Annotated in this window: 22 protein-coding genes; 11 read left to right on the top strand and 11 right to left on the bottom strand. The window is 72.7% G+C overall.

The annotated features are described in order from the left end of the window. The first annotated feature begins 139 nt into the window (after nt 1-139). The 3 genes from V1634_RS13845 (at nt 140) to V1634_RS13835 (ending at nt 1,999) form a co-directional block, all read left to right on the top strand. Nucleotides 140-973, top strand: coding sequence for a C1 family peptidase (locus V1634_RS13845; protein ID WP_331208187.1), 834 nt, complete (start codon nt 140-142; stop codon nt 971-973). A gap of 42 nt (nt 974-1,015) precedes the next feature. Next, nucleotides 1,016-1,354: a protease inhibitor I42 family protein gene (locus V1634_RS13840; protein ID WP_331208186.1), complete on the top strand. Its 339-nt coding sequence runs from the start codon at nt 1,016-1,018 to the stop codon at nt 1,352-1,354. 198 nt (nt 1,355-1,552) lie between these two features. Beyond that, nucleotides 1,553-1,999 carry a DoxX family protein gene (locus tag V1634_RS13835; protein ID WP_331208185.1) on the top strand — a complete coding sequence of 149 codons (447 nt, stop codon included), beginning with the start codon at nt 1,553-1,555 and terminating at the stop codon, nt 1,997-1,999. Nucleotides 2,000-2,005: 6 nt separating this feature from the next. On the opposite strand, the gene V1634_RS13830 is transcribed toward V1634_RS13835, so the two are convergent. From V1634_RS13830 to V1634_RS13795, 8 genes are read right to left on the bottom strand one after another with little or no spacing between them, the layout of a single operon-like run. Further along, nucleotides 2,006-3,178 (bottom strand): 4-hydroxybenzoate 3-monooxygenase, encoded by a 1,173-nt coding sequence (locus V1634_RS13830; RefSeq protein WP_331208184.1) that lies wholly within the window; start codon nt 3,176-3,178, stop codon nt 2,006-2,008. A gap of 48 nt (nt 3,179-3,226) precedes the next feature. Further along, nucleotides 3,227-4,486, bottom strand: a complete 1,260-nt coding sequence (locus tag V1634_RS13825; RefSeq protein WP_331208183.1) for a CynX/NimT family MFS transporter — start codon at nt 4,484-4,486, stop codon at nt 3,227-3,229. Then, complete coding sequence (locus tag V1634_RS13820; protein WP_331208182.1) at nt 4,444-5,904, bottom strand: benzaldehyde dehydrogenase; 1,461 nt, start codon at nt 5,902-5,904, stop codon at nt 4,444-4,446. Before V1634_RS13820 ends, V1634_RS13825 begins: the two co-directional genes overlap by 43 nt. 52 nt (nt 5,905-5,956) lie before the next feature. After that, entirely contained in the window at nt 5,957-7,558 is a 1,602-nt protein-coding gene (locus V1634_RS13815; protein ID WP_331208181.1) for a thiamine pyrophosphate-binding protein, read from the bottom strand. Then, nucleotides 7,555-8,424 (bottom strand): ABC transporter ATP-binding protein, encoded by an 870-nt coding sequence (locus V1634_RS13810; protein ID WP_331208180.1) that lies wholly within the window; start codon nt 8,422-8,424, stop codon nt 7,555-7,557. The genes V1634_RS13815 and V1634_RS13810 overlap by 4 nt, the downstream gene beginning before the upstream one ends. Next, nucleotides 8,421-9,269 (bottom strand): ABC transporter permease, encoded by an 849-nt coding sequence (locus tag V1634_RS13805; protein ID WP_331208179.1) that lies wholly within the window; start codon nt 9,267-9,269, stop codon nt 8,421-8,423. Before V1634_RS13805 ends, V1634_RS13810 begins: the two co-directional genes overlap by 4 nt. Further along, complete coding sequence (locus tag V1634_RS13800) at nt 9,266-10,117, bottom strand: ABC transporter permease (RefSeq protein WP_331208178.1); 852 nt, start codon at nt 10,115-10,117, stop codon at nt 9,266-9,268. Before V1634_RS13800 ends, V1634_RS13805 begins: the two co-directional genes overlap by 4 nt. Next, entirely contained in the window at nt 10,114-11,076 is a 963-nt protein-coding gene (locus V1634_RS13795; RefSeq protein ID WP_331208177.1) for an ABC transporter substrate-binding protein, read from the bottom strand. Before V1634_RS13795 ends, V1634_RS13800 begins: the two co-directional genes overlap by 4 nt. 358 nt (nt 11,077-11,434) lie before the next feature. Here V1634_RS13795 and V1634_RS13790 point away from each other — a divergent pair, with 358 nt between their 5' ends. From V1634_RS13790 to V1634_RS13760, 7 genes are read left to right on the top strand one after another with little or no spacing between them, the layout of a single operon-like run. Further along, complete coding sequence (locus V1634_RS13790; RefSeq protein ID WP_331208176.1) at nt 11,435-12,616, top strand: thiolase family protein; 1,182 nt, start codon at nt 11,435-11,437, stop codon at nt 12,614-12,616. 13 nt (nt 12,617-12,629) lie between these two features. After that, on the top strand, nt 12,630-13,415 hold the full coding sequence (gene pcaH / locus V1634_RS13785; RefSeq protein WP_331208175.1) for a protocatechuate 3,4-dioxygenase subunit beta: 786 nt from the start codon (nt 12,630-12,632) through the stop codon (nt 13,413-13,415). Then, on the top strand, nt 13,408-14,073 hold the full coding sequence (gene pcaG / locus V1634_RS13780; RefSeq protein ID WP_331208174.1) for a protocatechuate 3,4-dioxygenase subunit alpha: 666 nt from the start codon (nt 13,408-13,410) through the stop codon (nt 14,071-14,073). The genes pcaH and pcaG overlap by 8 nt, the downstream gene beginning before the upstream one ends. A gap of 10 nt (nt 14,074-14,083) precedes the next feature. Next, complete coding sequence (gene pcaB / locus V1634_RS13775) at nt 14,084-15,436, top strand: 3-carboxy-cis,cis-muconate cycloisomerase (protein WP_331208173.1); 1,353 nt, start codon at nt 14,084-14,086, stop codon at nt 15,434-15,436. Then, nucleotides 15,433-16,251, top strand: coding sequence for a 3-oxoadipate enol-lactonase (gene pcaD, locus V1634_RS13770; protein WP_331208172.1), 819 nt, complete (start codon nt 15,433-15,435; stop codon nt 16,249-16,251). The genes pcaB and pcaD overlap by 4 nt, the downstream gene beginning before the upstream one ends. Next, the gene (gene pcaC, locus V1634_RS13765) at nt 16,244-16,624 is read left to right on the top strand and encodes a 4-carboxymuconolactone decarboxylase (protein WP_331208171.1); all 381 of its coding nucleotides are present in this window, start codon (nt 16,244-16,246) and stop codon (nt 16,622-16,624) included. The genes pcaD and pcaC overlap by 8 nt, the downstream gene beginning before the upstream one ends. Next, complete coding sequence (locus V1634_RS13760) at nt 16,621-17,415, top strand: IclR family transcriptional regulator (protein WP_331208170.1); 795 nt, start codon at nt 16,621-16,623, stop codon at nt 17,413-17,415. The genes pcaC and V1634_RS13760 overlap by 4 nt, the downstream gene beginning before the upstream one ends. Here V1634_RS13760 and V1634_RS13755 read toward each other — a convergent pair whose 3' ends face one another. Continuing rightward, nucleotides 17,416-18,024, bottom strand: a complete 609-nt coding sequence (locus V1634_RS13755) for a DUF1349 domain-containing protein (RefSeq protein ID WP_331208169.1) — start codon at nt 18,022-18,024, stop codon at nt 17,416-17,418. Between the two features lie 196 nt (nt 18,025-18,220). On the opposite strand from V1634_RS13755, the gene V1634_RS13750 reads away from it, so the two are divergent. Continuing rightward, complete coding sequence (locus tag V1634_RS13750) at nt 18,221-19,516, top strand: L,D-transpeptidase (RefSeq protein WP_331208168.1); 1,296 nt, start codon at nt 18,221-18,223, stop codon at nt 19,514-19,516. A gap of 141 nt (nt 19,517-19,657) precedes the next feature. Here the strand turns inward: V1634_RS13750 and V1634_RS13745 are convergent, their stop codons facing one another. Together V1634_RS13745 and V1634_RS13740 are read right to left on the bottom strand one after the other, a co-directional pair. Further along, nucleotides 19,658-20,005, bottom strand: coding sequence for a histone-like nucleoid-structuring protein Lsr2 (locus tag V1634_RS13745; protein ID WP_107256318.1), 348 nt, complete (start codon nt 20,003-20,005; stop codon nt 19,658-19,660). A gap of 235 nt (nt 20,006-20,240) precedes the next feature. Further along, complete coding sequence (locus V1634_RS13740; protein WP_407951789.1) at nt 20,241-21,272, bottom strand: LacI family DNA-binding transcriptional regulator; 1,032 nt, start codon at nt 21,270-21,272, stop codon at nt 20,241-20,243. Nucleotides 21,273-21,361: the final 89 nt, after the last annotated feature.

Genomic DNA, 21,361 nt, shown 5'->3' with positions numbered 1-21,361 from the left:
CGGATCGCACCCGCGGGATTGCGCCCAGGGAGCACAATGGGTGCCGCGGCGGCTACGGGACGGGTTCTGCGGCGATGTCCGGTTGGGCCTGGGTCGTCGGTGTCCAACCGCCCGTCAGGGCCCGGCCGGAGGCGAGTCGATGGAACAGGAGAGGCGTTTCGCGGTGGATCCGCCGGAGACGAGCGCGGGCAGCATTCCCGGTCCACAGTTGCTCGGCCGGCTCTACCGGCCGGATCCCCGGGACTGGGACATCCCGCGCCTTATGGAGATCGCCGAGCCGGCCGAGTCGATCCGGCAGATGACGGTGGAACAGGTGCTCACCGAGACGCCGTACTTTTCGGACTGGCGGGCGTACCTGGTCTTCTGGCGCTGGTTACGGACCCAGCGGCAGCCGACGGCGGCACCGGCTCCGGCTCGGGACAGGGCGCCGGCCTGGGAGTTGACCGTGCAGCTCGACCAGGGGCAGACCGGCCACTGCGTCGGTTTCGGCTGGGCGGGCTGGGTGGATGCGATGCCGGTCGCCGGCACCTACCAGAACGCCGACGGCCACGCCCTCTACTACGAGGCCAAGGTGATCGACGGCGAGCCCGGCAAGGAGAACGGCTCGACCGTCCGGTCCGGGGCGCTCGCCGTCCGGGAGCGGGGCCGGCTCGCCGCGTTCGCCTTCGCCCGCACCACGACGGAGATCGACGAGTGGATCGACAGCCAGGGCTCGATCGTGGTGGGCACCGCCTGGACCGCCGACATGTTCAACCCTGACGAGAACGGGTTCGTCAAGCCGACCGGTGCCGGAGCGGGCGGGCACTGTTATCTGATGCTCGACCGGATCGAGTCCGAGGACGCATACCTCTTCCAGAACTCGTGGGGGACGGCCTGGGGTTGGGGCGGCCGGTTCAAGATGAAGCGCGGGGACTTCGACGGATTGCTTCAGGATCAGGGAGAGGCGTGCTGTGCGGTGGAGTTGCCGCACTAGTCGGCCGGGGAACCGCCCGCCGCGCCGAGATCGGGGTACGGCGTGGCGCGCCTTGAGCTGACCGAGGTGGACGCTGGCCGGACGTACCCGGCGGCGCCGGGGGATCTGGTGGTCGTGCAGCTCGCCGAGACGCCCAGTTCGGGCTACCGGTGGCAGCTCGACGCGGTGGACAGCGACGTGCTCGCGCCGGCCGGGGACTCGTTCCGGCCGGAGCGGGAGGGGTGGGGCGGCGTCGGGAGCCGGCAGTTGCGGTTCACCGTGACCGGGGTCGGCCGGACCGCGCTGCGACTGGTGCTGCTGCGCGGCTGGGCGACGGGGGAGCGCCCGGCGCGGCGGTTCGAGGTGACCATCCAGGTGACCGACCCGGTGCGGTCGGAGTGATGAGCCGCTGAATTGGAACTTTTCCAATTTGAACGGCGCGACGCGTTCGCCTCGCCTTTCACCTGCGACTCCGGAGGCGCCGCAAGGGGCCGGAGTAAGGGCTCATTGGGATGCTATTGACAGCTATCAATGTGAATGGTTAGCGTGACTCTGCCGTGGGACCCAACAGCTATTCCTGCTAGTCGCAAGGAGTGTCCCATGTCCAATGCCCGAGTCACCGACCTCGTGACCACGCTGTTCCGGATCGTGCTCGGACTGCTGTTCGCCCTGCACGGCGCCGCCTCCCTGTTCGGGATCTTCGGCGGCAACCGGGGCAGCGGCGAGGCGGTCGCGATCGGCACCTGGCCCGGATGGTACGCGGCCCTCATCCAGTTCGTCGGTGGACTGCTGGTGCTCGTGGGCCTGACCACCCGCCCCGCCGCGATCATCTGCTCCGGCTCGATGGCGTACGCGTACTTCGTGGTGCATCAGCCCGACGCGCTGCTGCCGCTGAACAACGGCGGCGAGACCGCCGCCCTGTTCTGCTGGTCCTTCCTGCTGGTCGCCGCCCTCGGCGGCGGACGGTGGTCGCTGGACGCCGCGCTCGCCCGTCGTCGGGGTCGCAGCGTGGCCCAGGAGCCGGCGACGGTGGCCGCCACCCCCTGACCAGGATCAGACCTCGGGGAGACCGACGTAGTTCTCCGCCAGGCTGGTGGCATACGCCCGGGACGAGGCGAGGTAGTGCAGCGTCGAGAGCTGCAACCTCGCCTCGTACGGGTCGTCGGTCCGCAGCCGGTGCAGCAGCGAGGTCATCCACCAGGAGAAGTGCTGGGCGCGCCAGACCCGACGCAGGGCGGTGTCGGAGTAGCCGTCCAGCAGGTCGTCCCGGCCCTCCCGGTACCAGGCGGCGAACGCCTCGCCGAGCAGCGTGACGTCGGCCAGCGCCAGGTTCATCCCCTTGGCGCCGGTCGGCGGGACGATGTGCACCGCGTCGCCGGCCAGGAAGAGCCGCCGCCACCGCATCGGCTCCACCACCAGGCTCCGCATCCCGGTGACGCTCTTCTCCAGGATCGGACCGGTGTTGAGCGTCCAGCCCGGAACCGTCTCCAACCGGGTACGCAGCTCGGCCCAGATCCGCTCGTCGGGCCACTCCGCCAGATCGGTATCCGGCTCGACCTGGAGATAGAGCCGGGAGATCTCCGGGGAGCGCATGCTGTGCAGCGCGAATCCCCGGTCGTGGTGGGCGTAGATCAGCTCATCGGTCGCCGGGGCGGCCGCGGCGAGTACCCCGAGCCAGGCGAAGGGATAGCTGCGGTCGTACTCGGTCAGCTCGCCGGCCGGCACGCTCGCCCGGCTCACCCCGTGTGAGCCGTCGCAGCCGGCGACGAAGTCGCAGTGCAGTTCCTCGTCGCGGCCCCGGTGCCGGAACCGGATCACCGGCGAGTCGGAGTCGAGCCCGCCGAGGCGTACGTCCTCGACCTCGAACCGGAGGTCGCCTCCGGCGGCCGTACGGGCGGCGATCAGGTCCTTCACCACCTCCTGCTGGCCGTAGACCGTGATCGCCCGGCCGGTCAGCTCGGTCATCGCGATCCGGTGTGCGGCACCGCCGAAGCGCAGCTCGATGCCCTCGTGCCGGAGCCCCTCCCGGTCCAGCCGATCACCCAGCCCGCACCGCCGGAGCAGGTCGACCGAGCCCTGCTCCAGCACGCCGGCCCGGACCCGGTGCTCGACGTACTCCCGGCTGCGGCGCTCCAGCACCACCGACTCGATGCCGGCCCGGTGCAGCAGGTGCGACAGCAGCAGACCCGCCGGTCCCGCCCCGACGATCCCGACCTGGGTACGCATCGTTCACTCCCTCACCTCTCGCGACTTCCCGAACACCGGGCCGGCACGTCACACCTGCCGGTCCCGGCCCGCACCGAGTGCGCTCACCGCCATCACCGCGGTCACCACGAGCAGGGCGGCGAGCGGCAGGCCCCAGCCCGTGGAGACGTCCCGGAGCGAGCCGACCAGCACCGGGGCGGTGGCGCTGAGCAGGTAGCCGATCGACTGCACCGCGCCGGAGAGTTCCCGGGCCGACCCGGGGGTGCTGGCCCGGAGCACCAGCAGGGTCAGGGTGAGGCTGATCGCGGCGCCCTGGGCGAGCCCGGCCGACACCGTCCAGAGTGGATACCACGACGGCAGGGCGACCAGTCCGACCAGGCCGACCGCCCAGCCGCCGCAGACGACCAGCGCCAGCCCCCGCTGGTCCGGCCGGCGGACCGCCAGCGTCGGCACCAGCAGCGCGGTGCCGATCCCGAGCAGGTTGAACACCGCCAGCGCCGCTCCCGCCCGGGTCGGCTCGACACCCTGGTCCCGCAGCATGCTCGGCAGCCAGGTGAGCAGCGCGTAGTAGAGCATCGACTGGGTACCCATGAAGACGGCGAGCTGCCAGGTGACCGGCGACCGCAGCACGCTGCCCCCGGGCCGGGGCGGCTCCGGGGCCGGCGCGGTGTGCCGACGGCGTACCTGGGGGAGCCAGCCGAGCGCCGCGACCACGGCCAGCCCGCCAAGCGCCAGCAAGGAACCCCGCCAACCCAACCCCACGGTGTACGCCAGCGGCGCGCTCACCGCCGCCGCCAGCGTCGCCCCGGTGGTCAGCGAGGCGGTACTCAACCCGGTGGCCAGCCCCGGCCGGCCCGGAAAGTGCTGCTTGACCGCGCTGGGCACCAGGACGTTGCCGACGGTGATCCCGGCGCCGATGATCGCGGTGCCGAGCAGCATCCAGCCGGCGTGCGGCAGCGTCCGGGTCAGGCTGCCCAGCACGATGCCGAGCATCGCGGCGAAGAGCGCCAGCTCGACGCCGACCCGGCGGCCGAGCAGCGCGGCGAACGGGGAGAGCAGCCCGAAGCAGAGCACCGGCAGGGCGGTGAGCAGCCCGGCCGCGCCCCTGCCCAGGTCGAGATCGACCTGTAGCTCGGGAAGCAGCGGCGGAACCGCCGCGATCGCCGCCCGGAGGTTCAACGCCAGCAGGACCAGCCCGAGCAGCGTCAGCCAGCCGCCCCGGGCCATCCCGAACCGGCCGCCGCCCGGGTCGGCGACCGGTGCGGCCGGGACCGGGGATTCGCGGTTCAGAAGGGGTACCTCGTGATGTCGCCCTGCACGGTCACCCACTGCGTCTCGGTGAACGCGGCGAGGTTGGCCGCCGTACCGCCCAGCCGGGGGCCGTTGCCGGAGGCGGCCACCCCGCCGAACGGGGCGACCGCCTCGTCGCTGACCGTCTGGTCGTTGATGTGCACGATGCCGCTCGGCACCCGCTCGGCGAAGGCCATCGCCTTCATCACGTCCCGGCTGAGGATGCCGAGGGAGAGGCCGTACTCGCTGTCGGCGGCGAGCTTCGCGGCCTCGTCCAGGTCGCCGAAGCGCAGTACCGGGGCGACCGGGCCGAAGACCTCGTGCGCGTACGCCGGGGTGGCCGGGGTGACGTCGGTGAGCACCGTCGGCCGGTAGAAGAGGTTCTCGTACGTCCCGCCGGTGACCAGGGTCGCTCCGGCGTCGACGCTGCCGGTGACCAGAGAGTGGATCTTGTCGCGCTGCCGCTCGTCGATGATCGGCCCGAGCGCCACGTGCTCCCGGGCCGGGTTGCCGACCGGCAGGTGGGCGGCCTTCTCCGCGAGCCGCTCGACGTAGTCGTCGGCGAGCGACTCGTGCACCAGGTGCCGGCCGGTGGTCATGCAGATCTGCCCCTGGTGGAGGAACGAACCCCAGGCACCGGCGGAGACCGCCAGGTCAAGGTCGGCGTCGTCGAGCACCACCAGCGCCGAGTTGCCGCCGAGTTCCAGCAGTACCCGCTTGAGGTGCCGGGCGGCGACCTGCCCGACCTGGCGGCCGGCCGACGTCGAGCCGGTGAAGCTGATCAGGCGTACGTGCGGGTCCGCGACCAGCGCCTCGCCCGCCTCCGGCCCGCCCGGCAGCACGTGCAGTACCCCCGGCGGCAGGCCGGCCTCCTCGAAGATCCGGGCGATCGCGACCCCGCCGGCGACGGCGGTCCGCGGATCGGGCTTGAGCAGCACCGCGTTGCCCAGCGCCAGCGCCGGGGCGACCGAGCGGATCCCGAGGATCACCGGCACGTTGAACGGGGAGATCACCCCGACCACACCGACCGGCAGCCGGCGGGCCAGGCTGAGCCGGGGCTGCGCGCTCTGGATGATCTCGCCGAGCGGGTGCGAGGCGAGCGCCGCCGCCTCGTAGCACTCCTGCGCGGCGGTGTCCGTCTCGAGGGTCGCCTTCGGCGGCACCGAACCGGTCTCCCGGACGATCCAGTCACCGACCTCGGCGGCGTGTTCCTCCCACAACCGCCCGGCGCGGCGCAGCACGGCGGCCCGCTTGTCGTAGGGGGTCGCGGCCCAGTCGCGCTGGGCCTGGGCGGCGCGGGCGGCGGCCCGGGCCACGTCGGCGGCGTTGGCGATGCCGGTACGGCCGATCTCGTCGCCGGTGGCCGGTTCCCGTACGGCCGCGTCACCGCCGTCGGCGTGGACCCATCCGTCGCTGAATATCCTGCCGTGCCAGTCGGCCGAGTCGAGAAGAGTCACGGGAACCTCCTTGGGGTGGTGGCGGTGCGCCGCCTCGGCGGCGCGGAGCGGGTCACGGCGCGAAGTGCGGCTCCGGGTTGACGGCCACGTCGAGCAGCAGCGGTTCGGTCCGTTCGGCGAGGCTCGGCACCACCTCGTCGAGCACGGCGAGGAGTTCCGGACGGGTCCGGACCCGCCGGGCGGGACAGCCGAACGACCGGGCCAGGCCGTGCACGTCCACCTCGCCGAACGCCGGCCAGGGCGGCTTGCCGCCGTACTGCTCGGTGAGCCGGTCCAGCACCGCGTACCGGCCGTTGGCGAGGATCACGTAGAGCACGCCGCAGCCGTACCGGGCGGCGCTCCACAGTCCCTGGACGGCGTAGAGCGCCGAACCGTCACCGAGGATCGCCACCACCGGCCGGGTCGGGTCGCCGAGCCGCAGTCCGGCCGCGGCGGGCAGCCCGAAGCCGAGGCCGCCCATCGCCGCGCTGACGAAGCCGCGCGGTTGCCGGGCCGGCAGCATCCGGTGCAGGTCCGGCCGGGTGGAGGGGGTCTCCTCGACGAGTACGACGTCGTCCGGCAGCCGGGCCGCCAGCGCGGCGAAGACGTGTGCCGCCCGGAGCGGCTCGCCGGGACCGGGTGGCGGCACCGCCGCCGGGGCCGGGCGGTCCGGGGCGGGACGGTGCCGCTGGGCGACCCGGGCGGCGAGGGCGGCGACGCAGGCGGCAGGGTCGGCCAGTACCGCCAACTCCGCCTCGCTGCGGTGCAGCTCCGCCGGGTCGGCCGAGACCACCGCGACGGTCAGTCCCTCCGGCAGCAGCGGGCCGGGCTCGTAGACGTACTGCCGGAAGGCGGCGGTGCCGACCACCAGGGCCAGGTCGTGCCCGCCCAGCGTGGCGCGCAGCCGGGACCGGGCGGCCGGCAGGTGACCGGCGAACCGGGGATGGTGCTGCGGGAATCCGGCCCGGGCGCCGAACGCCTCCTGCCAGACCGGTGCGCCGATCCGGTCCGCCAGGGTCGTCAGCGCGTCCCAGGCCGCCCGGTCGTCCGCTCCGGCGCCGACCACCAGCACCGGGGCGGTGGCCGCGTCGACGAGCCGGGCCAGCTCGTCGAGCGCCGGGCCGGGTGCGAGCACCGGCGCGCGGACCTGCTCCGGTGCGGCCCGGCCCAGCGACGGGTCGACCTCGGCGGTCCAGTCGTCCATCGGCACCACCACCAGGGCCGGGCCGCGCCGCAGGGTGGCCTCGTGCCAGGCCCGGCGTACCGCCGCCGGCACGTCCTGGGCCAGCACCGGCTGCTCCACCCAGACCGGGTACGGGCCGGCGAGCTGGTCGAGCCGCCCGGCGAGGAACGGCTCGGCGGCGAGGTGCCGGCGGTCCTGCTGCCCGACGATGACCACCAGCGGGGCCCGGTTGACCCGGGCGGTGGCGAGCGCCCCGACCGCGTTGCCGAGGCCGGCCGTGGTGTGCAGGTTCACCACCGCCGGCCGCCCGGTGGCCAGCGCGTAGCCGGTGGCCATCCCGACCACGGAACCCTCGTGCAGGGCGAGCACGAAGGTCAGGTCGTCGGGCAGGTCGGCGAGGAAGGCCACCTCGGTCGAGCCCGGGTTGCCGAAGATCCGGTCCACGCCGTACCGGCGCAACACCGCCAGGGTGGCGTCCCGGACCGTGGTCATCGGGTTCCCGCGTCGCTGGGCTGGCGTGGTGGCGTGTTCCCGTCCGCCGGCCCGGGGCCGGCGCTCTTGGCCCGCTGGATCTGGCCGAACACCTGGGCCCGCAGTTCGGCGAAGCGGGCCGACGACCGGGTGCCGAGCTGGTCCCGCTCGGCCGGCAGGTCGATCGTCACGTCGTCGAGGACGACGGTCGGCGACCCGGAGAGCACCAGCACCCGCTGGCCGAGGTAGACCGCCTCGTCGATGTCGTGGGTGACGAAGAGGATGGTCACGCCGAGCCGCCGCCACAGCGACCGGACCAGGTCCTCCAGGTCGGCCCGGGTCTGCGCGTCGACCGCCGCGAACGGCTCGTCCATCAGCAGGATGTGCGGCTCGTACGCGACCGCGCGGGCCAGCGCCACCCGCTGCTGCATGCCGCCGGAGAGCTGCCACGGATAGGCGCCCGGCACGTCGGCGAGGCCGACGGCGGCGAGCGCGTCCCGGACGAGTTCCTCGCGGCGGGACCGGCTCAGGGACTTCTTCTGCTTCAGCGGCAGCTCGACGTTGCGCTGCACGGTCATCCACGGGAAGAGGCTGCGGCCGTACTCCTGGAAGACCACGGCCATGCCCGGCGACGGTCCCTGCACGGGCGCGCCCTCCAGGAGCAGCTCGCCGGAGGTCGGTGGGAGCAGGCCGGCGATGCACTTGAGCAGGGTGGTCTTGCCGGCGCCGGAGGGGCCGACCACGCAGACGAGTTCGCCGGCACCGACGGAGAAGGTGAGATCGCGGACCGCCTCGACCGACCGCCCGCGCCCGCTGTAGACCTTGCGCAGCGCGCGGACGTCGAGCAGTGCCGCGGTGCCGTCCTGGGGAGGATCTGTCGGGGTCATCGCTGCCCATCGTCTCGTTGTGAGTGCCGCAGGCCGAGGTACCAGCGCAGGGCCGACCGCTCGAAGAGCCGCAGCAGCATGGCGAGCAGGAAGCCGAGTAGACCCAGCAGCAGGATTCCGGTCCACATGTCGGTGACCGCGAAGTTCCGCTGGAACTGGATGATGGTGAAGCCGAGCCCGTTGTTGGCGGCGAACATCTCGCTGATCACCATCAGGATGATGCCGACCGAGAGGGCCTGGCGCAGGCCGGTGACGATCTGCGGGGAGGCGGACCGGACCACCAGGTGCCAGAGCCGGGCCGGGCCACGGATCCCGTAGCAGCGGCAGGTCTCGGCCAGCACCTCGTCGACCGCCCGCACCCCCTCCACCGTGTTGAGCAGGATCGGCCAGACGCAGCCGGAGAGCACCACCAGTACCTTCATGGTGTTGCCGAAGCCGGCGAAGAGCATCAGCACCGGCACCAGCACCGGCGGCGGGATGGCCCGGAGAAACTCCAGCACCGGCTCGCAGAACGCGCGGACCCGCCGGAAGGAGCCGATCAGGACGCCGAGCCCGACGCCGACGGCGACCGCGAGTCCGAACCCGGCGGCGAGCCGCAGCAGGCTCGGCAGCACGTCGGCGCGGAGCCGGTCGCTGTGCAACCAGACGTCGTCGAAGCTGACCAGGATCTCCGACAACGGCGGCAGGTAGAAGGTCTCGCTGTCGGCGGAGAGCACCCACCAGAGGGCGAGCAGCCCGAACGGCAGGCCGAAGACGGCGGCGGTCCACCACAGGGCCCGGCCGACGGCCGTCCCGATCCGTCGCCCCGGACCCGACCCCTGTCGGCGGAGCACGTCACCGCTCACCGGGTGCCCTCGCCGCGTACCGAGGGATGCCAGGAGAGGACCGCGCGTTCGAGTCGCCGGGCCAGCACGTTGACCGCCACCCCGAGCAGGCCGGTGACGATGATCAGGGCGTACATCGAGTCGACGGCGCCACCGGACTGGGCCCGGTTGATCTCGTTACCCAGCCCCGGGGCGCCGACGATCAGCTCGGCGGTGATCGCCAGGATCAGCGCCACGGCGGCGGCGAGTCGTACCCCGGTCAGCAGGTACGGCAGGGCGGTCGGCCAGAGCAGGTGCCGGATCCGGGCCCACCGGCCGAGCCGGAAGGTGTACGCGGTGTCCCGGGCCACCGGGTCGACGTCCCGGACGCCGTAGAGCACCTGGACGAGCACCTGCCAGAACGCGGCGTAGACCACCAGGAGCAGCACGGAGCGCAGGTCGGTGCCGAAGAGCAGCACGGCGAGCGGGATCAGCGCGACCGAGGGGATCGGCCGGAGGAACTCGACCGTCGAGGCGGTGAACTCGCGCAGCACCGGCACGGTGCCGAGGACGAAGCCGACCACCACGCCGAGGGCGACCGCGATGGCCAGGCCGAGGAACCAGCCGCGCAGCGTGTCGGTGAGCGCCGTCCAGAACCGGGGCTCGCCGAGCAGTTCGCCGAGGGCGACCGCGATCCGGCTGGTCGGTGGCAGGTAGTCGGCCGAGACCAGGCCCAGCCTCGGCACCAGTTCCAGCACGAGCAGGAACGCGGCGAAGCCGAGCAGCCCGAGCAGGGCGGTGTCGCCGCGCGGCCGACCGGTCCCGCCGGACCGGCCGGCCGGGGCCGGTGCGGTCGCGGCGGGCCGTGGCACGGTGGCGGCTCGGGTCACGGGAGCAGTTCCGCGACGTCGACTTTCTCCTTGATCAGCCCGTCGGTCAGCATCAGGTCCGCCAGGGTCTGCACCGACTCGCGGTTGATCTCGGCGGGCCAGGCCGGCAGGGTGATCTTCGCGGCCACCGCCGGCTCGATCTTGGTGTACGTCTGGAGCACCTGGCGGGCCTCGTCCGGGTGCTCCTGGGCGTACTTCAGGGACTTCTCCATCGCGGTCTTGAACCGCCCGGTCAGGTCGGCCTTCCGGTTGATGGTCTGCTCGGTGGAGAAGTAGGCCGCCACCGTCATGTTCGGGATGGCCTCGGCGAAGTTGTAGGCCACGACCCGGGCGCCCTGGTTCTGCGCGATGGTGAAGAAGGGTTCGACGACCATGGCCGCGTCGACCCGCTTGCCCAGCACCGCCGCCGGCATCTCCGGGAAGGGCAGCTCGGTCCACTTGATGTTCGACGGGTCGCCGCCGGCCTTGCGGATCGACGCCCGGGTGGTGGTGTCGGTGATGTTGTTCAGGTTGTTGATCGCGATGTTCTTGCCGGCCAGTCCGGCGGCGTCGGTGATCGGGCTGTCCGGTGGCACCACGACGCCGCCGAAGTCCGCACCGGGCTTGCCGGTGGAGGAGTTACCCACCGTGATCGCCTTGACCGGGATCTTCTGCGAGCGGGCGGTGATCAGCGAGACGACGTTGCCGAAGGCGAAGTCGAACTGGCCACTGACCACGCCGGTCACCGCGATGGAGCCGCCGGTGGTGTTGACCACCTCGACCTCGATGTTCTGCTCCTTGAAGAAGCCCTTCGCGACGCCCAGGTGCAGCGGGGCGACGTCCACGATCGGGATCGCACCGACCTTCACCCTGTCCACGCCGCCGGATCCGTCCCCGCCGGGGTCGTCGGACGAGGAACCGCAGGCGGCGACGGCGAGGAGGGCGGCAACGGCGGTGGTGGTGGCGGCGAGACGGCGCATCGGGTCTCCCGGCGTCCGGCGGTCCTGTCGGGACCGGGCTGAAAGGCTCCCGAAGGAGCCTTGAGGGGTGGTGGTGGTCGCTAGCCGAACGAATGTTCTCATTTGGAACGTTGGCACAGTGAGCGAGTTCACGTCAACCAGCGCCCCGCAACTTCTCCGCAACGGCGCCGGGCGCTGCGCCGAGCGGTGCCAGGGCCTCGTTGACGTATCCGGGGTAGGGGATTACGTTCGTCATAAGCACGGGAGTCCGCATGTCGAACGTGCCTTGGTCGGTGGACCGGACGCGGCGAGGGGGCCCATGGCGACGACCGCCGGTAGCGTCGGAGCGACCCGGCGACCCCGGCAGTAAGGAGACATGGTGACCAACGACGTGTACGTCCTCGACGCCGTACGGACCCCGATCGGCCGGTACGGCGGCGGCCTCGCCGGAGTACGCCCCGACGACCTCGCCGCGCACGTACTGCGCGAGGTGACCCGGCGCAGCCCCGACCTCGACCCGGCCCGGATCGACGACGTACTGCTCGGCAACGCCAACGGTGCCGGCGAGGAGAACCGGGACGTGGCCCGGATGGCGGTCCTGCTCGCCGGGCTCCCGCCGACGGTGCCCGGCGCGACAGTGAACCGGCTCTGCGGCTCCGGCCTGGAGGCGGTGATCGGGGCGGCCCGGGCGATCGCGGTCGGCGACGCCTCGATCTGCGTCGCCGGTGGCGTCGAGTCGATGACCCGGGCCCCGTGGGTACTGCCCAAGCCCGAGACCGGCTACCCGCGCGGCCACGAGACCCTGCACTCCACCACCCTCGGCTGGCGGATGGTCAACCCGGCGATGCCGGCCGAGTGGACCGCCTCGCTCGGCGAGTGCACCGAGATCCTCGCCGAGCGGTACGGGATCTCCCGCGACGAGCAGGACGCCTTCGCGGTACGCAGCCAGCGGCTCGCCGCGCAGGCGTGGGCCGTCGGGGCGTACGCCGACGAGGTGAGCGCGGTACCCGGCACCGAACTGGAGACCGACGAGAGCATCCGACCGGGCACCAGCACCGAGGCGCTGGCCCGGCTCAAGCCGGTCTTCCGGCCCGACGGCACCGTCACCGCCGGCAACTCCTCCCCACTCAACGACGGCGCGAGTGCACTGCTGCTCGCCGACCGGGCCGGTGCCGAGGCGGCCGGCCGGACCCCGCTGGCCCGGATCGTCTCCCGCGCCGTGGTCGGCATCGATCCGCAACTGTTCGGGATCGGTCCGGTACGCGCCGCCGAGGAGGCGCTGCGCCGGGCCGGCATCGGCTGGTCGGACCTGGCCGTGGTCGAGCTGAACGAGGCGTTCGCGGCGCAGTCGCTGGCCTGCCTGGCCCAGTGGAAGGAACTCGACCCCGAGATCGTGAACCCACAGGGCGGGGCGATCGCCCTCGGCCACCCGCTCGGCTCCTCCGGATCACGCATCCTCGGCTCGCTCGCCTGGCAACTGCGCCGCCGTGGTGGTGGGCTGGGCCTCGCAGCCATCTGCATCGGCGTCGGCCAGGGCCTGGCCGTCGTACTGGAAGCCTGACCGGAGGACGGCCATGACCACCGACCACATCCGTTCCGCCGACCCCGACCTGCCGGCCGCCGGGCCGACCCGGCCCGGCCGGCTGGTGCTGCCCCGTTACCGGCACGACGACCCGGACACCCACCCGCCGCTGCTCTTCCCGGACTACGGCTCCACCAACCTGCGCGCCCCGAAACAGCCGCTGGCCCTGCTCCCGCAGCGGCTGACCGAGGTCACCGGGCCGCTGCTCGGGGAGGGCCGGCTCGGCGACCTGGACCACGACCTGACCCGGCAGCACGCCGGTGAGCCGCTCGGCCAGCGGATCATCGTGCACGGCCGGGTGCTGGACGGCAACGGTCGACCGGTGCCGAACACCCTGGTGGAGATCTGGCAGCCGAACGCGGCCGGCCGGTACCGGCACGCTGTCGACAACTGGCCGGCACCGCTCGACCCGAACTTCACCGGGGTGGGCCGGACCCTGACCGACGCCGACGGCCACTACCGGTTCGTCACCGTGCAACCGGGCGCCTACCCCTGGCGGAACCACCCCAACGCCTGGCGGCCGGCACACATCCACTTCTCCCTCTTCGGCCAGGCGTTCACCCAGCGGCTCGTCACCCAGATGTACTTCCCCGGCGATCCGCTCTTCTTCCAGGACCCGGTCTTCAACTCGGTCCGCGACCCGCTGGCCCGGGAACGGCTGATCTCCCGCTACGACCACTCGGTGACCGAGCCGGAGTGGGCGCTCGGCTTCGAGTTCGACCTGGTGCTGCGCGGCCGGGAGGCCACCCCCTTCGAGGACGGCGAGGACGATGACTGAGCAGCACACCGACCTGAGCCCGACCTTCGGCACCGGCCCGGCCGTCGACACCTCCGCCGAGCCGGCCGCCACGGCGGCGCTCGCCCCGACTCCGCCGCTCGGCTCGACACCCGCGCAGACGGTCGGGCCGTACCTGCACATCGGCCTGCTCTGGCCGGACGGCCCGGACGTGGTGCCGGACGGTACCCCAGGGGCGATCTGGATCCGCGGCCAGATCTTCGACGGCGCCGGAGAGGCGGTGCCGGACGCGCTGGTGGAGACCTGGCAGGCGGATCCGGACGGCCGGTTCGACCATCCGGACGACCCCCGGGGTGCCCGGCCGCCGTCGGTACCCGGATTCCGTGGCTTCGGCCGCAGCGCCACCGACCCCGACGGCCGGTACGAGATCCGTACCCTCAAGCCCGGCGCCCTGCCCGGCCCGGACGGGGAGACCGAGGCACCGCACCTGAACCTGTCGATCTTCGCGCGCGGCCTGCTGCACCGGCTGGTGACCCGGCTCTACTTCCCGGACGAGGAGGCGGCGAACGCCACCGACCCGGTGCTCGGCTCGATCGACCCGGCCCGCCGCGCCACCCTGGTGGCCCGGCCGGCCCCGGACGGTTTCCGCTTCGACATCCACCTACAGGGCCAGGATGAAACCGTCTTCTTCGCGGTCTGAGCAGGCAGCGGTGCCCGGCCCCGGACTGCTCTCCGGGCTCTCCGGCGCCGCCGAGGTGGACGCCGAACTCACCGACCGGGCGCTGCTGACCGCGCTGCTCGACGTGGAGCGGGCGCTCGCCGAGGCGGGCGCCGACTGCGGCGTGCTGCCACGGCCGGCCGCCGAGGCGATCGCCGAGCGGTGCCGGCCGGACGGGTTCGACCTCGCCGCGCTCGCCGGCGCGGCCGACGCCGCCGGCAACCCGGTGGTGCCGCTGGTCCGCCAGCTCACCGAGGCGGTACCGGCCGCCGCCCGGCCCTGGGTGCACCCCGGCGCCACCAGCCAGGACGTGCTGGACACCGCGCTGGTGCTGGTCGCCACCCGGGCCGGCGAGCCACTGCTGCGCCAGCTCGACACCGCACTCGCCGCCGCCGCCGGACTCGCCGAGCGGCACCGGGACACCGTGACGCTGGCCCGTACCCTCGGCCAGGCGGCCGCACCCACCACCTTCGGGTTGAAGGCCGCCGGCTGGCTGCTCGCCCTGCTGGACGCCCGGACCCGGTTCGCCGCCGCCCGGTCCGCGCTGCCGGCACAACTCGGCGGGGCGGTCGGCACGCTGGCCGCGCTCGGCCCGGCCGGGCCGGAGGTGGCCGACCGGCTCGCCGCCCGGCTCGGCCTCGCCGCACCCGCGCTGCCCTGGCACACCCGGCGGCAGCCGCTGCTCGACCTGACCGCGGCGCTCGGCAGCCTGCTCGCCGCCACCGGCAAGGTCGGCCTGGACGTCGGGCTGCTCGCCCAGACCGAGGTCGCCGAGGCCGCCGAGGGCGGGGGTCCGGGCCGGGGCGGCTCCTCGGCGATGCCGCACAAGCGCAACCCGGTGGACGCCGTGCTGCTCGGCGCGGCCGCCCGGCGCGGGCCGCACCTGGTCGGCACGCTCTTCGCCGCCGCCGTCCAGGAGCACGAACGGGCCACCGGCGGCTGGCACGCCGAGTGGGAGCCGCTGCTCGACCTGCTCCGGCTGGGCGGCGGGGCGGCCAGCCGGACCGCCCGGCTGCTCTCCCGGCTCGACGTGCGCCCGGAGCGGATGCGGCACAACCTCGACGCGCTCGGCGGCCGGATACTCGCCGAGGCGGTCGCCGCCCGGCTCGCCCCGGCGCTCGGCCGGGCCGACGCGCACGACGTGCTGGCCCGGGCGGCCGCCGCACCGGACTTCCGGGCCGCGCTGCTGGCCGACCCGGCGGTACGGGCACACCTCGGCGAGCCGGAGCTGGACCGGGTGCTCGATCCGGCCAACTGGCTCGGCTCGGCCGGCACCTTCGTCGACCGGGCGCTGCGGGAGTACCGGGCGTCCGGGGCGTACCGGAAGATGGAGAACCCGACATGACCCCCCGGCTGCACGCCTGTCTCGACGGGCCGGCCGACGCGCCGGTGCTGGTACTCGGCAGTTCGCTCGGCACCTCCGGGGCGATGTGGCAGCCGCAGTTGCCGGCGCTGACCCGGCGCTACCGGGTGGTCCGGTACGACCACCTCGGGCACGGCGACTCCGACGTGCCGGCCGGCCCGTACACGATCGCGGATCTCGGGCACGCCGTGCTCCGGCTGCTGGACGACCTCGACCTGCCCCGGGTCTCGTACGCCGGGCTCTCCCTCGGTGGGATGGTCGGGATGTGGCTGGCCGTGAACGCCCCCGACCGGGTCGACCGGTTGGTGCTGCTCTGCACCTCGGCCTGGCTCGGTCCGGCCCAGGGCTGGTGGGACCGGGCCGCCGCCACCCGGGCCGGCGGGGTCGAGGCGGTCGCCGGCACGGTGCTGGGGCGGTGGTTCACCGAGGGATTTGCCGCGAGCCGGCCGGAGGTGGTCGCCGAGTACCGGTCGATGCTCACCGCCACCCCACCCGAGGGGTACGCCGGCTGCTGCGAGGCGATCGCCGGAATGGACCTGCGGGACGAGCTGGCGCGGATTGCCGCGCCGACTCTGGTGATCGCGGCCGCCAACGACCCGGCGATCCCGATCGAACATGCCCGGGTGCTGGTCGACCGGATTCCCGGCGCCGGGCTGCGGGTGGTCGGCGACGCCGCCCATCTGGCCAGTGTGGAACAGCCGGACCGGGTCGCCGGGCTGCTCCTCGCACACCTCGACGACCCGACCGGGGGCGGGTGGCCGGAGCGGAGCGGGTGGAAGGAGCCGGCGGGTGGATGACCGGGAGCGGCACGCGGCCGGCATGGCGGTCCGGCGCGAGGTGCTCGGCGACGCGCACGTGGACCGCGCCGTCGCCGGCACCGACGAGTTCACGGCGGACTTCCAGGACCTGATCACCAGGTACGCCTGGGGCGAGATCTGGACCCGGCCGGGGCTGGACCGCCGTACCCGCAGTTGCATCACCCTGGCGGTGCTCGCCACCCTGCACCACGACGAGGAGCTGGCGATGCACGTCCGGGCGGCCCTGCGCAACGGGCTGACCGCGGCGGAGGTCCGGGAGGTCCTGTTGCAGGTGGGCGTCTACGCTGGCGTTCCAGCGGCGAACCGGGCGTTCAAGGTCGCCCAGGAGACACTGCGGCAGGAGGACGGGTGACCGAGGTGACCGAGGAGACACCCCGGACCGGTGAGTTCGTCCAGTCGTTGGAGCGGGGACTCGCGGTCATCCGGGCGTTCGACGCCGACCATCCGCAGTTGACGCTCAGCGAGGTGGCCCGGGCGACCGGACTGACCCGGGCGGCGGCCCGGCGGTTCCTGCTCACCCTGGTCGAGCTGGGCTACATGCGTACCGACGGGCGGCTCTTCTCGCTGCGTGCCCGCATCCTCGAACTCGGGTACGCCTACCTGTCCAGCCTGAGCCTGCCCGAGGTCGCCCAGCCGCACATGGAGAGCCTGGTCGCCGAGGTACACGAGTCCTGCTCGATGTCGGTGCTCGACGGTGACGAGGTGGTCTACGTCGCGCGGGTGCCGACCAAACGGATCATGACGGTGGCGATCAGCGTCGGCACCCGGTTCCCGGCGTACGCCACCTCGATGGGGCGAGTGTTGCTGGCCGCCCAGCCGACCGACTGGCTCGACAACTATCTCGACACCGCCGAGCTGCGTCCACTCACCCGGCGTACGGTCACCGATCCGGTGCGCCTGCGGACCATCCTGAACCGGATCTGCAACCAGGGCTACGCGATCGTCGACCAGGAGCTGGAGGAGGGGCTGCGGTCCCTGGCGGCGCCGATCCGGGACGCCGACGGCGCGGTGATCGCCGCGTTGAACGTCTCCGCGCACGCCAGCCGGGGCAGCTCCGAGGTGATCCGCAAGGAACTGCTGCCGCCACTGCTCGGCACCGCGAAGCGGATCGAGGAGGACCTGCGCGGCGGCCAGCTACGTTAGCTACCGGCCGTCCCGCAGGTCGGCCAGGCGGGTGGCGGAGAAGCTGATCCGGTCGAACCAGACCGGGCAGCCGGCGCCGGTCGGCGACTGCGCCGAGAGGCCGAATTGGACCGGTGTCGTGGTCGGGTCGAGCCGGAAGTGCCGGACGAACTCCCACCACGTCCCGTCGGTGCTGGCGTGGAAGGCCCAGGCCGGGCCGAGCCGGGAGATCCGCAGCCAGAGCGGGGCGGCGTCGGCGACCACGAACCCGTTGGCGTCGTCGGAGACGTCCCGGGTGATCACCGAGACCACCATCGCGGCGCCCTGCGGTGAGTGCTCGTAGGCGAGCTTGGCCCAGTGCCGGGGGCCGGCGTAGAGCATCAGGCTGCCGGCGTCGTAGGTGCCGGCGAAGCCGACCCGGACCCTGGCCGAGAACTGGAAGTCGCCCTCGGGCGCCGGGGTCAACAGCCGGGGAGCGGAGAGCATGGGCTCGCCGCCGGACGGGTCCACGAAGAGGTCACTCTGGGCCGGTGCGCTGACGGTGAGCGCGGTGACGTCGTCGCGTGCCCAGTCGGCCGGCGCGACCTCCCAGGAAAGCGGTGCCGGCAGCCCGAGGTCGATCTGTTGCATCCGAGCAGGATGCCAGAAACCACCGCCTCCCGGGTACCGGCGGGCCCGGAGATCGGGGAAAACCGCCGGTGCGGCGGGGTTTACCCCTTGGTTGAGCGGCGATTCCGGGGGTAATGGCGGTTCTCGCCGCGCCGCGGCGTGACCATCCAGGGCGGAAGCCTTGCGACCGGGAGCGGAGGAATGGGGTGGGGGGAGCATGGTACTGAGGCGTCGAGCGGTGTTGTTGGTGATGCTCGTGATGACCGCCATACCACTGGTTCTGGCGGGCTGCACGGGCAATCCGCTTGAGCGGGTCGGTCGGCCGGCACCGCCACCACCGAAGTTGGCGATTACCCCCGCACCGGATAGCCGCGATCTGCCGACCAGTGTCGAGATCGGTACGGCGGTGACGGACGGGAAGGTCGCCGACGTGGTCGTGACGGATGCCAAGGGCGTCCGGGTCGATGGCGCGATGCGTGCGGACGGTACGAGCTGGATGCCGAGCAAGGCGTTGGCGAACAAGCAGACCTATACCGCCGAGGTAACGGCGAAGAATGACGCCGGCAAGGTGGTCACCCAGAAGACGACCTTCAGCACCATGGACAAACCGGCTAAGCGGACCGTGAGCAACCTTAATCTGCAGAGTGACCAGACCTACGGCGTGGCGATGCCGATAACGGTTTCATTCGCCTCGGACATCCCGAAGGACGCCCGTGCCGGGATCCAGCGACGGCTGCTGGTCAGCACCGACCCGCCGCAGCCGGGCGTCTGGTCGTGGGACGAGAACGGCCGCCAGGTCTCCTACCGTGCTCCCGACTTCTGGCGTCCGGGTACCACGATCAGTGTCCGGGCCGCCCTGGACGGCGTACCGATGGGTGAGGGCAGCTTCGGCGACACCGACCGCACCGGCACCGCGAAGATCGGCAACCGGCTCTTCCTGGAGATCGACAACGCCACCAAGCAGATGTCGGTGTTCAAGGACGACGTGCTGGTCAAGAAGATCCCGGTCAGCCTCGGCAAGAGCAGCACCCCGACGTCGAGCGGCAAGATGGTGATCATGGAAAAGCACGACTCGACGGTCTTCGACACCACGGGTTCCCCGGACCCCTACGTGGTCACCGTATACAACGCGCAGCGGCTGACCTGGGGTGGCGAGTTCATCCACGCGGCGCCGTGGTCCGTCGGGGACCAGGGGGAGCGGAACGTCTCACACGGCTGCACGAACGTGTCGGACGCGAACTCGCAGTGGCTGATGGAGAACACCAGGATCGGTGACCTGGTGACGATCAGGGGCACCGAGGTCACCCTCGACCAGGGCAACGGCTGGACCGCCTGGAACGTGAGCTGGGACGAGTTCGTCAAGGGCAGTGCCCTGCCGGTGCCCGCCGACATCAGGCCGGCCGCACCGGCTCCGGGCGGACCGGCGAGCGGCGGACCGCCGGCCGCCGAGAAGCGGCCGGCGGACAAGCCGGCCGCGCCGCCGACCCCGTCGTCGAGCAGCGGAGGCCGGTGACCCGGCGACCGGGCCCCGGTACGCGGGTGCCACCGGCGATGGTCTCACCGGTGGCACCTGGTGTTCCGGCGGCGGGTGGGTGACCATTCCGACCGGCACTCCGGCCGGAAATCGGCAGGTCCTCGCCCGTGCCCCGCCCGCTCACCGGCTGTTGTACGCCTGCACCACCGACGACGGAATGCGACCCCGCTCGGAAACCTCGTAGCCGTTCTGCACGGCCCATTCCCGGATGGCGCGGTTCAGGTCGCGGTCACTTCGGGTCGGGCTCGTGGTGCCGCCGCGCCGGACCGACCGACGGCTTTCCACCTGACCGCGCCCGACCCGGCTGCCCGCGTGGATGTAAACATCGAGCGCCTTGCGGAGCTTGCCGGCGTTCTTATCCGACAGGTCAATCGTGTAGTTGACGCCGTCCAGCCCGAACTCGACAGTGCGGTCGGCCTCGCCGCCGTCGAGGTCGTCGGTCAGAAGTGTGATTACCTGCTTCGCCATGGTCGATTACTCCTCGTGAACATTTATTGCTAGGAGTCGAGTTTGACTGATGGCATGGCAATTCTGCAAGACATTGGATATTTCTCGCGCGTCGGCGGCGGCCGCCGGGGACTTCACTTCTGGCGTCGACACGCGCGGTATCCCCGCCGGAGTAAGGCTTCCGTGGTATCCCGGCGCGGCGCCGCCACGGCAGGATGCCCCGGTGTCATTGTGGGCCGTGGAGTGCTATCGGCGATTAATCCGGCGCCACGCATTTCGGGCGTGGCCCCGCGCGGTGCTCCGCTGTGCCGGGCGCCGGGCCGGAACTCGTCCGGGTGACGAACCGGGGAGTCAACGAGACCCGCCGGTTGGTGCGGCCGCCGCTTTCGAGTTGCTCGATCAGCAGGTCCAGACTGCGCCGGCCGAGTTCGGCGAAGTCCTGCCGGACCGTGGTCAGCGGCGGCAGGAAGTAACCCGACTCCGGTACGTCGTCGAAGCCCACCACGCTGACCTCGTCCGGTACCCGGCGCCCGGCCTCGTGCAGGGCCCGTAACGCGCCGAGCGCGATCTGGTCGTTGCCGCAGAAGATGGCGGTCACGGTCGGGTCGGCGGCGAGCAGCCGGCCGTGCTCGTAACCCGCCCGGGCGCTCCAGTCGCCGGACCGGGGCGCGGGTACCGGGGCGCCGGCCGCGTGCAGCGCCTCCCGCCAGCCCTCGATCCGGTCCCGTGCCTCCGGCCAGTCCGGTGGGCCGGCGATGTGCTGCACGGTGGTGTGCCCGAGTCCGAGCAGGTGCCGGGTGGCCATCGCGGCCCCGGTGGAGTTGTCGATGCAGACCGTCGGCACGTGCTCGCCACCGCCGCCGACCCCGACCACGGCCAGTCCGGCCGGCGCCTGGGCCAGGGCGGTGCCCACACTGCTCTGCGGGGCGATCGCCACGATCCCCTCCACCGACTGCTCGCAGAGCCGGTCGACCGCGTCCAGCACCGACTCCCGGTCCAGCGCCCGTACGCTCGCCACGCTGACGAAGTAGCCGGCGGCCCGGGCGGCCTGTTCGAGGCCGTACAGAGTGGAGGCCGGGCCGAAGAGCGTGGTCTCGTAGGCGATCAGTCCCAGGGTGCGGGACCGGCGGGTGACCAGGGTGCGGGCCGCCGAGTTGCGCCGGTAGTTCAGCGCCCGCATGGCCGCGAGCACCCGGTCGCGGGTCTCCGGCCGGACGTTCGGGTGGTCGTTGAGCACCCGGGAGACGGTCTGGTGCGAGACCCCGGCCAGGCGGGCGACGTCGCGCATCACGGAGCCCCGGGTCCGGGGTACCGGGACGCCGGGCTGGTCACCGGCGTCGATACGATCAGCTGTCAACGGCCGCTCCTTCGTCTCGG

The organism is Plantactinospora veratri (assembly GCF_036421995.1).
Lineage (GTDB): Bacteria > Actinomycetota > Actinomycetes > Mycobacteriales > Micromonosporaceae > Plantactinospora > Plantactinospora veratri.
The sequence above is the reverse complement of the archived record's forward strand: the minus strand, read 5'-3'. Positions and strand labels throughout refer to the sequence as shown.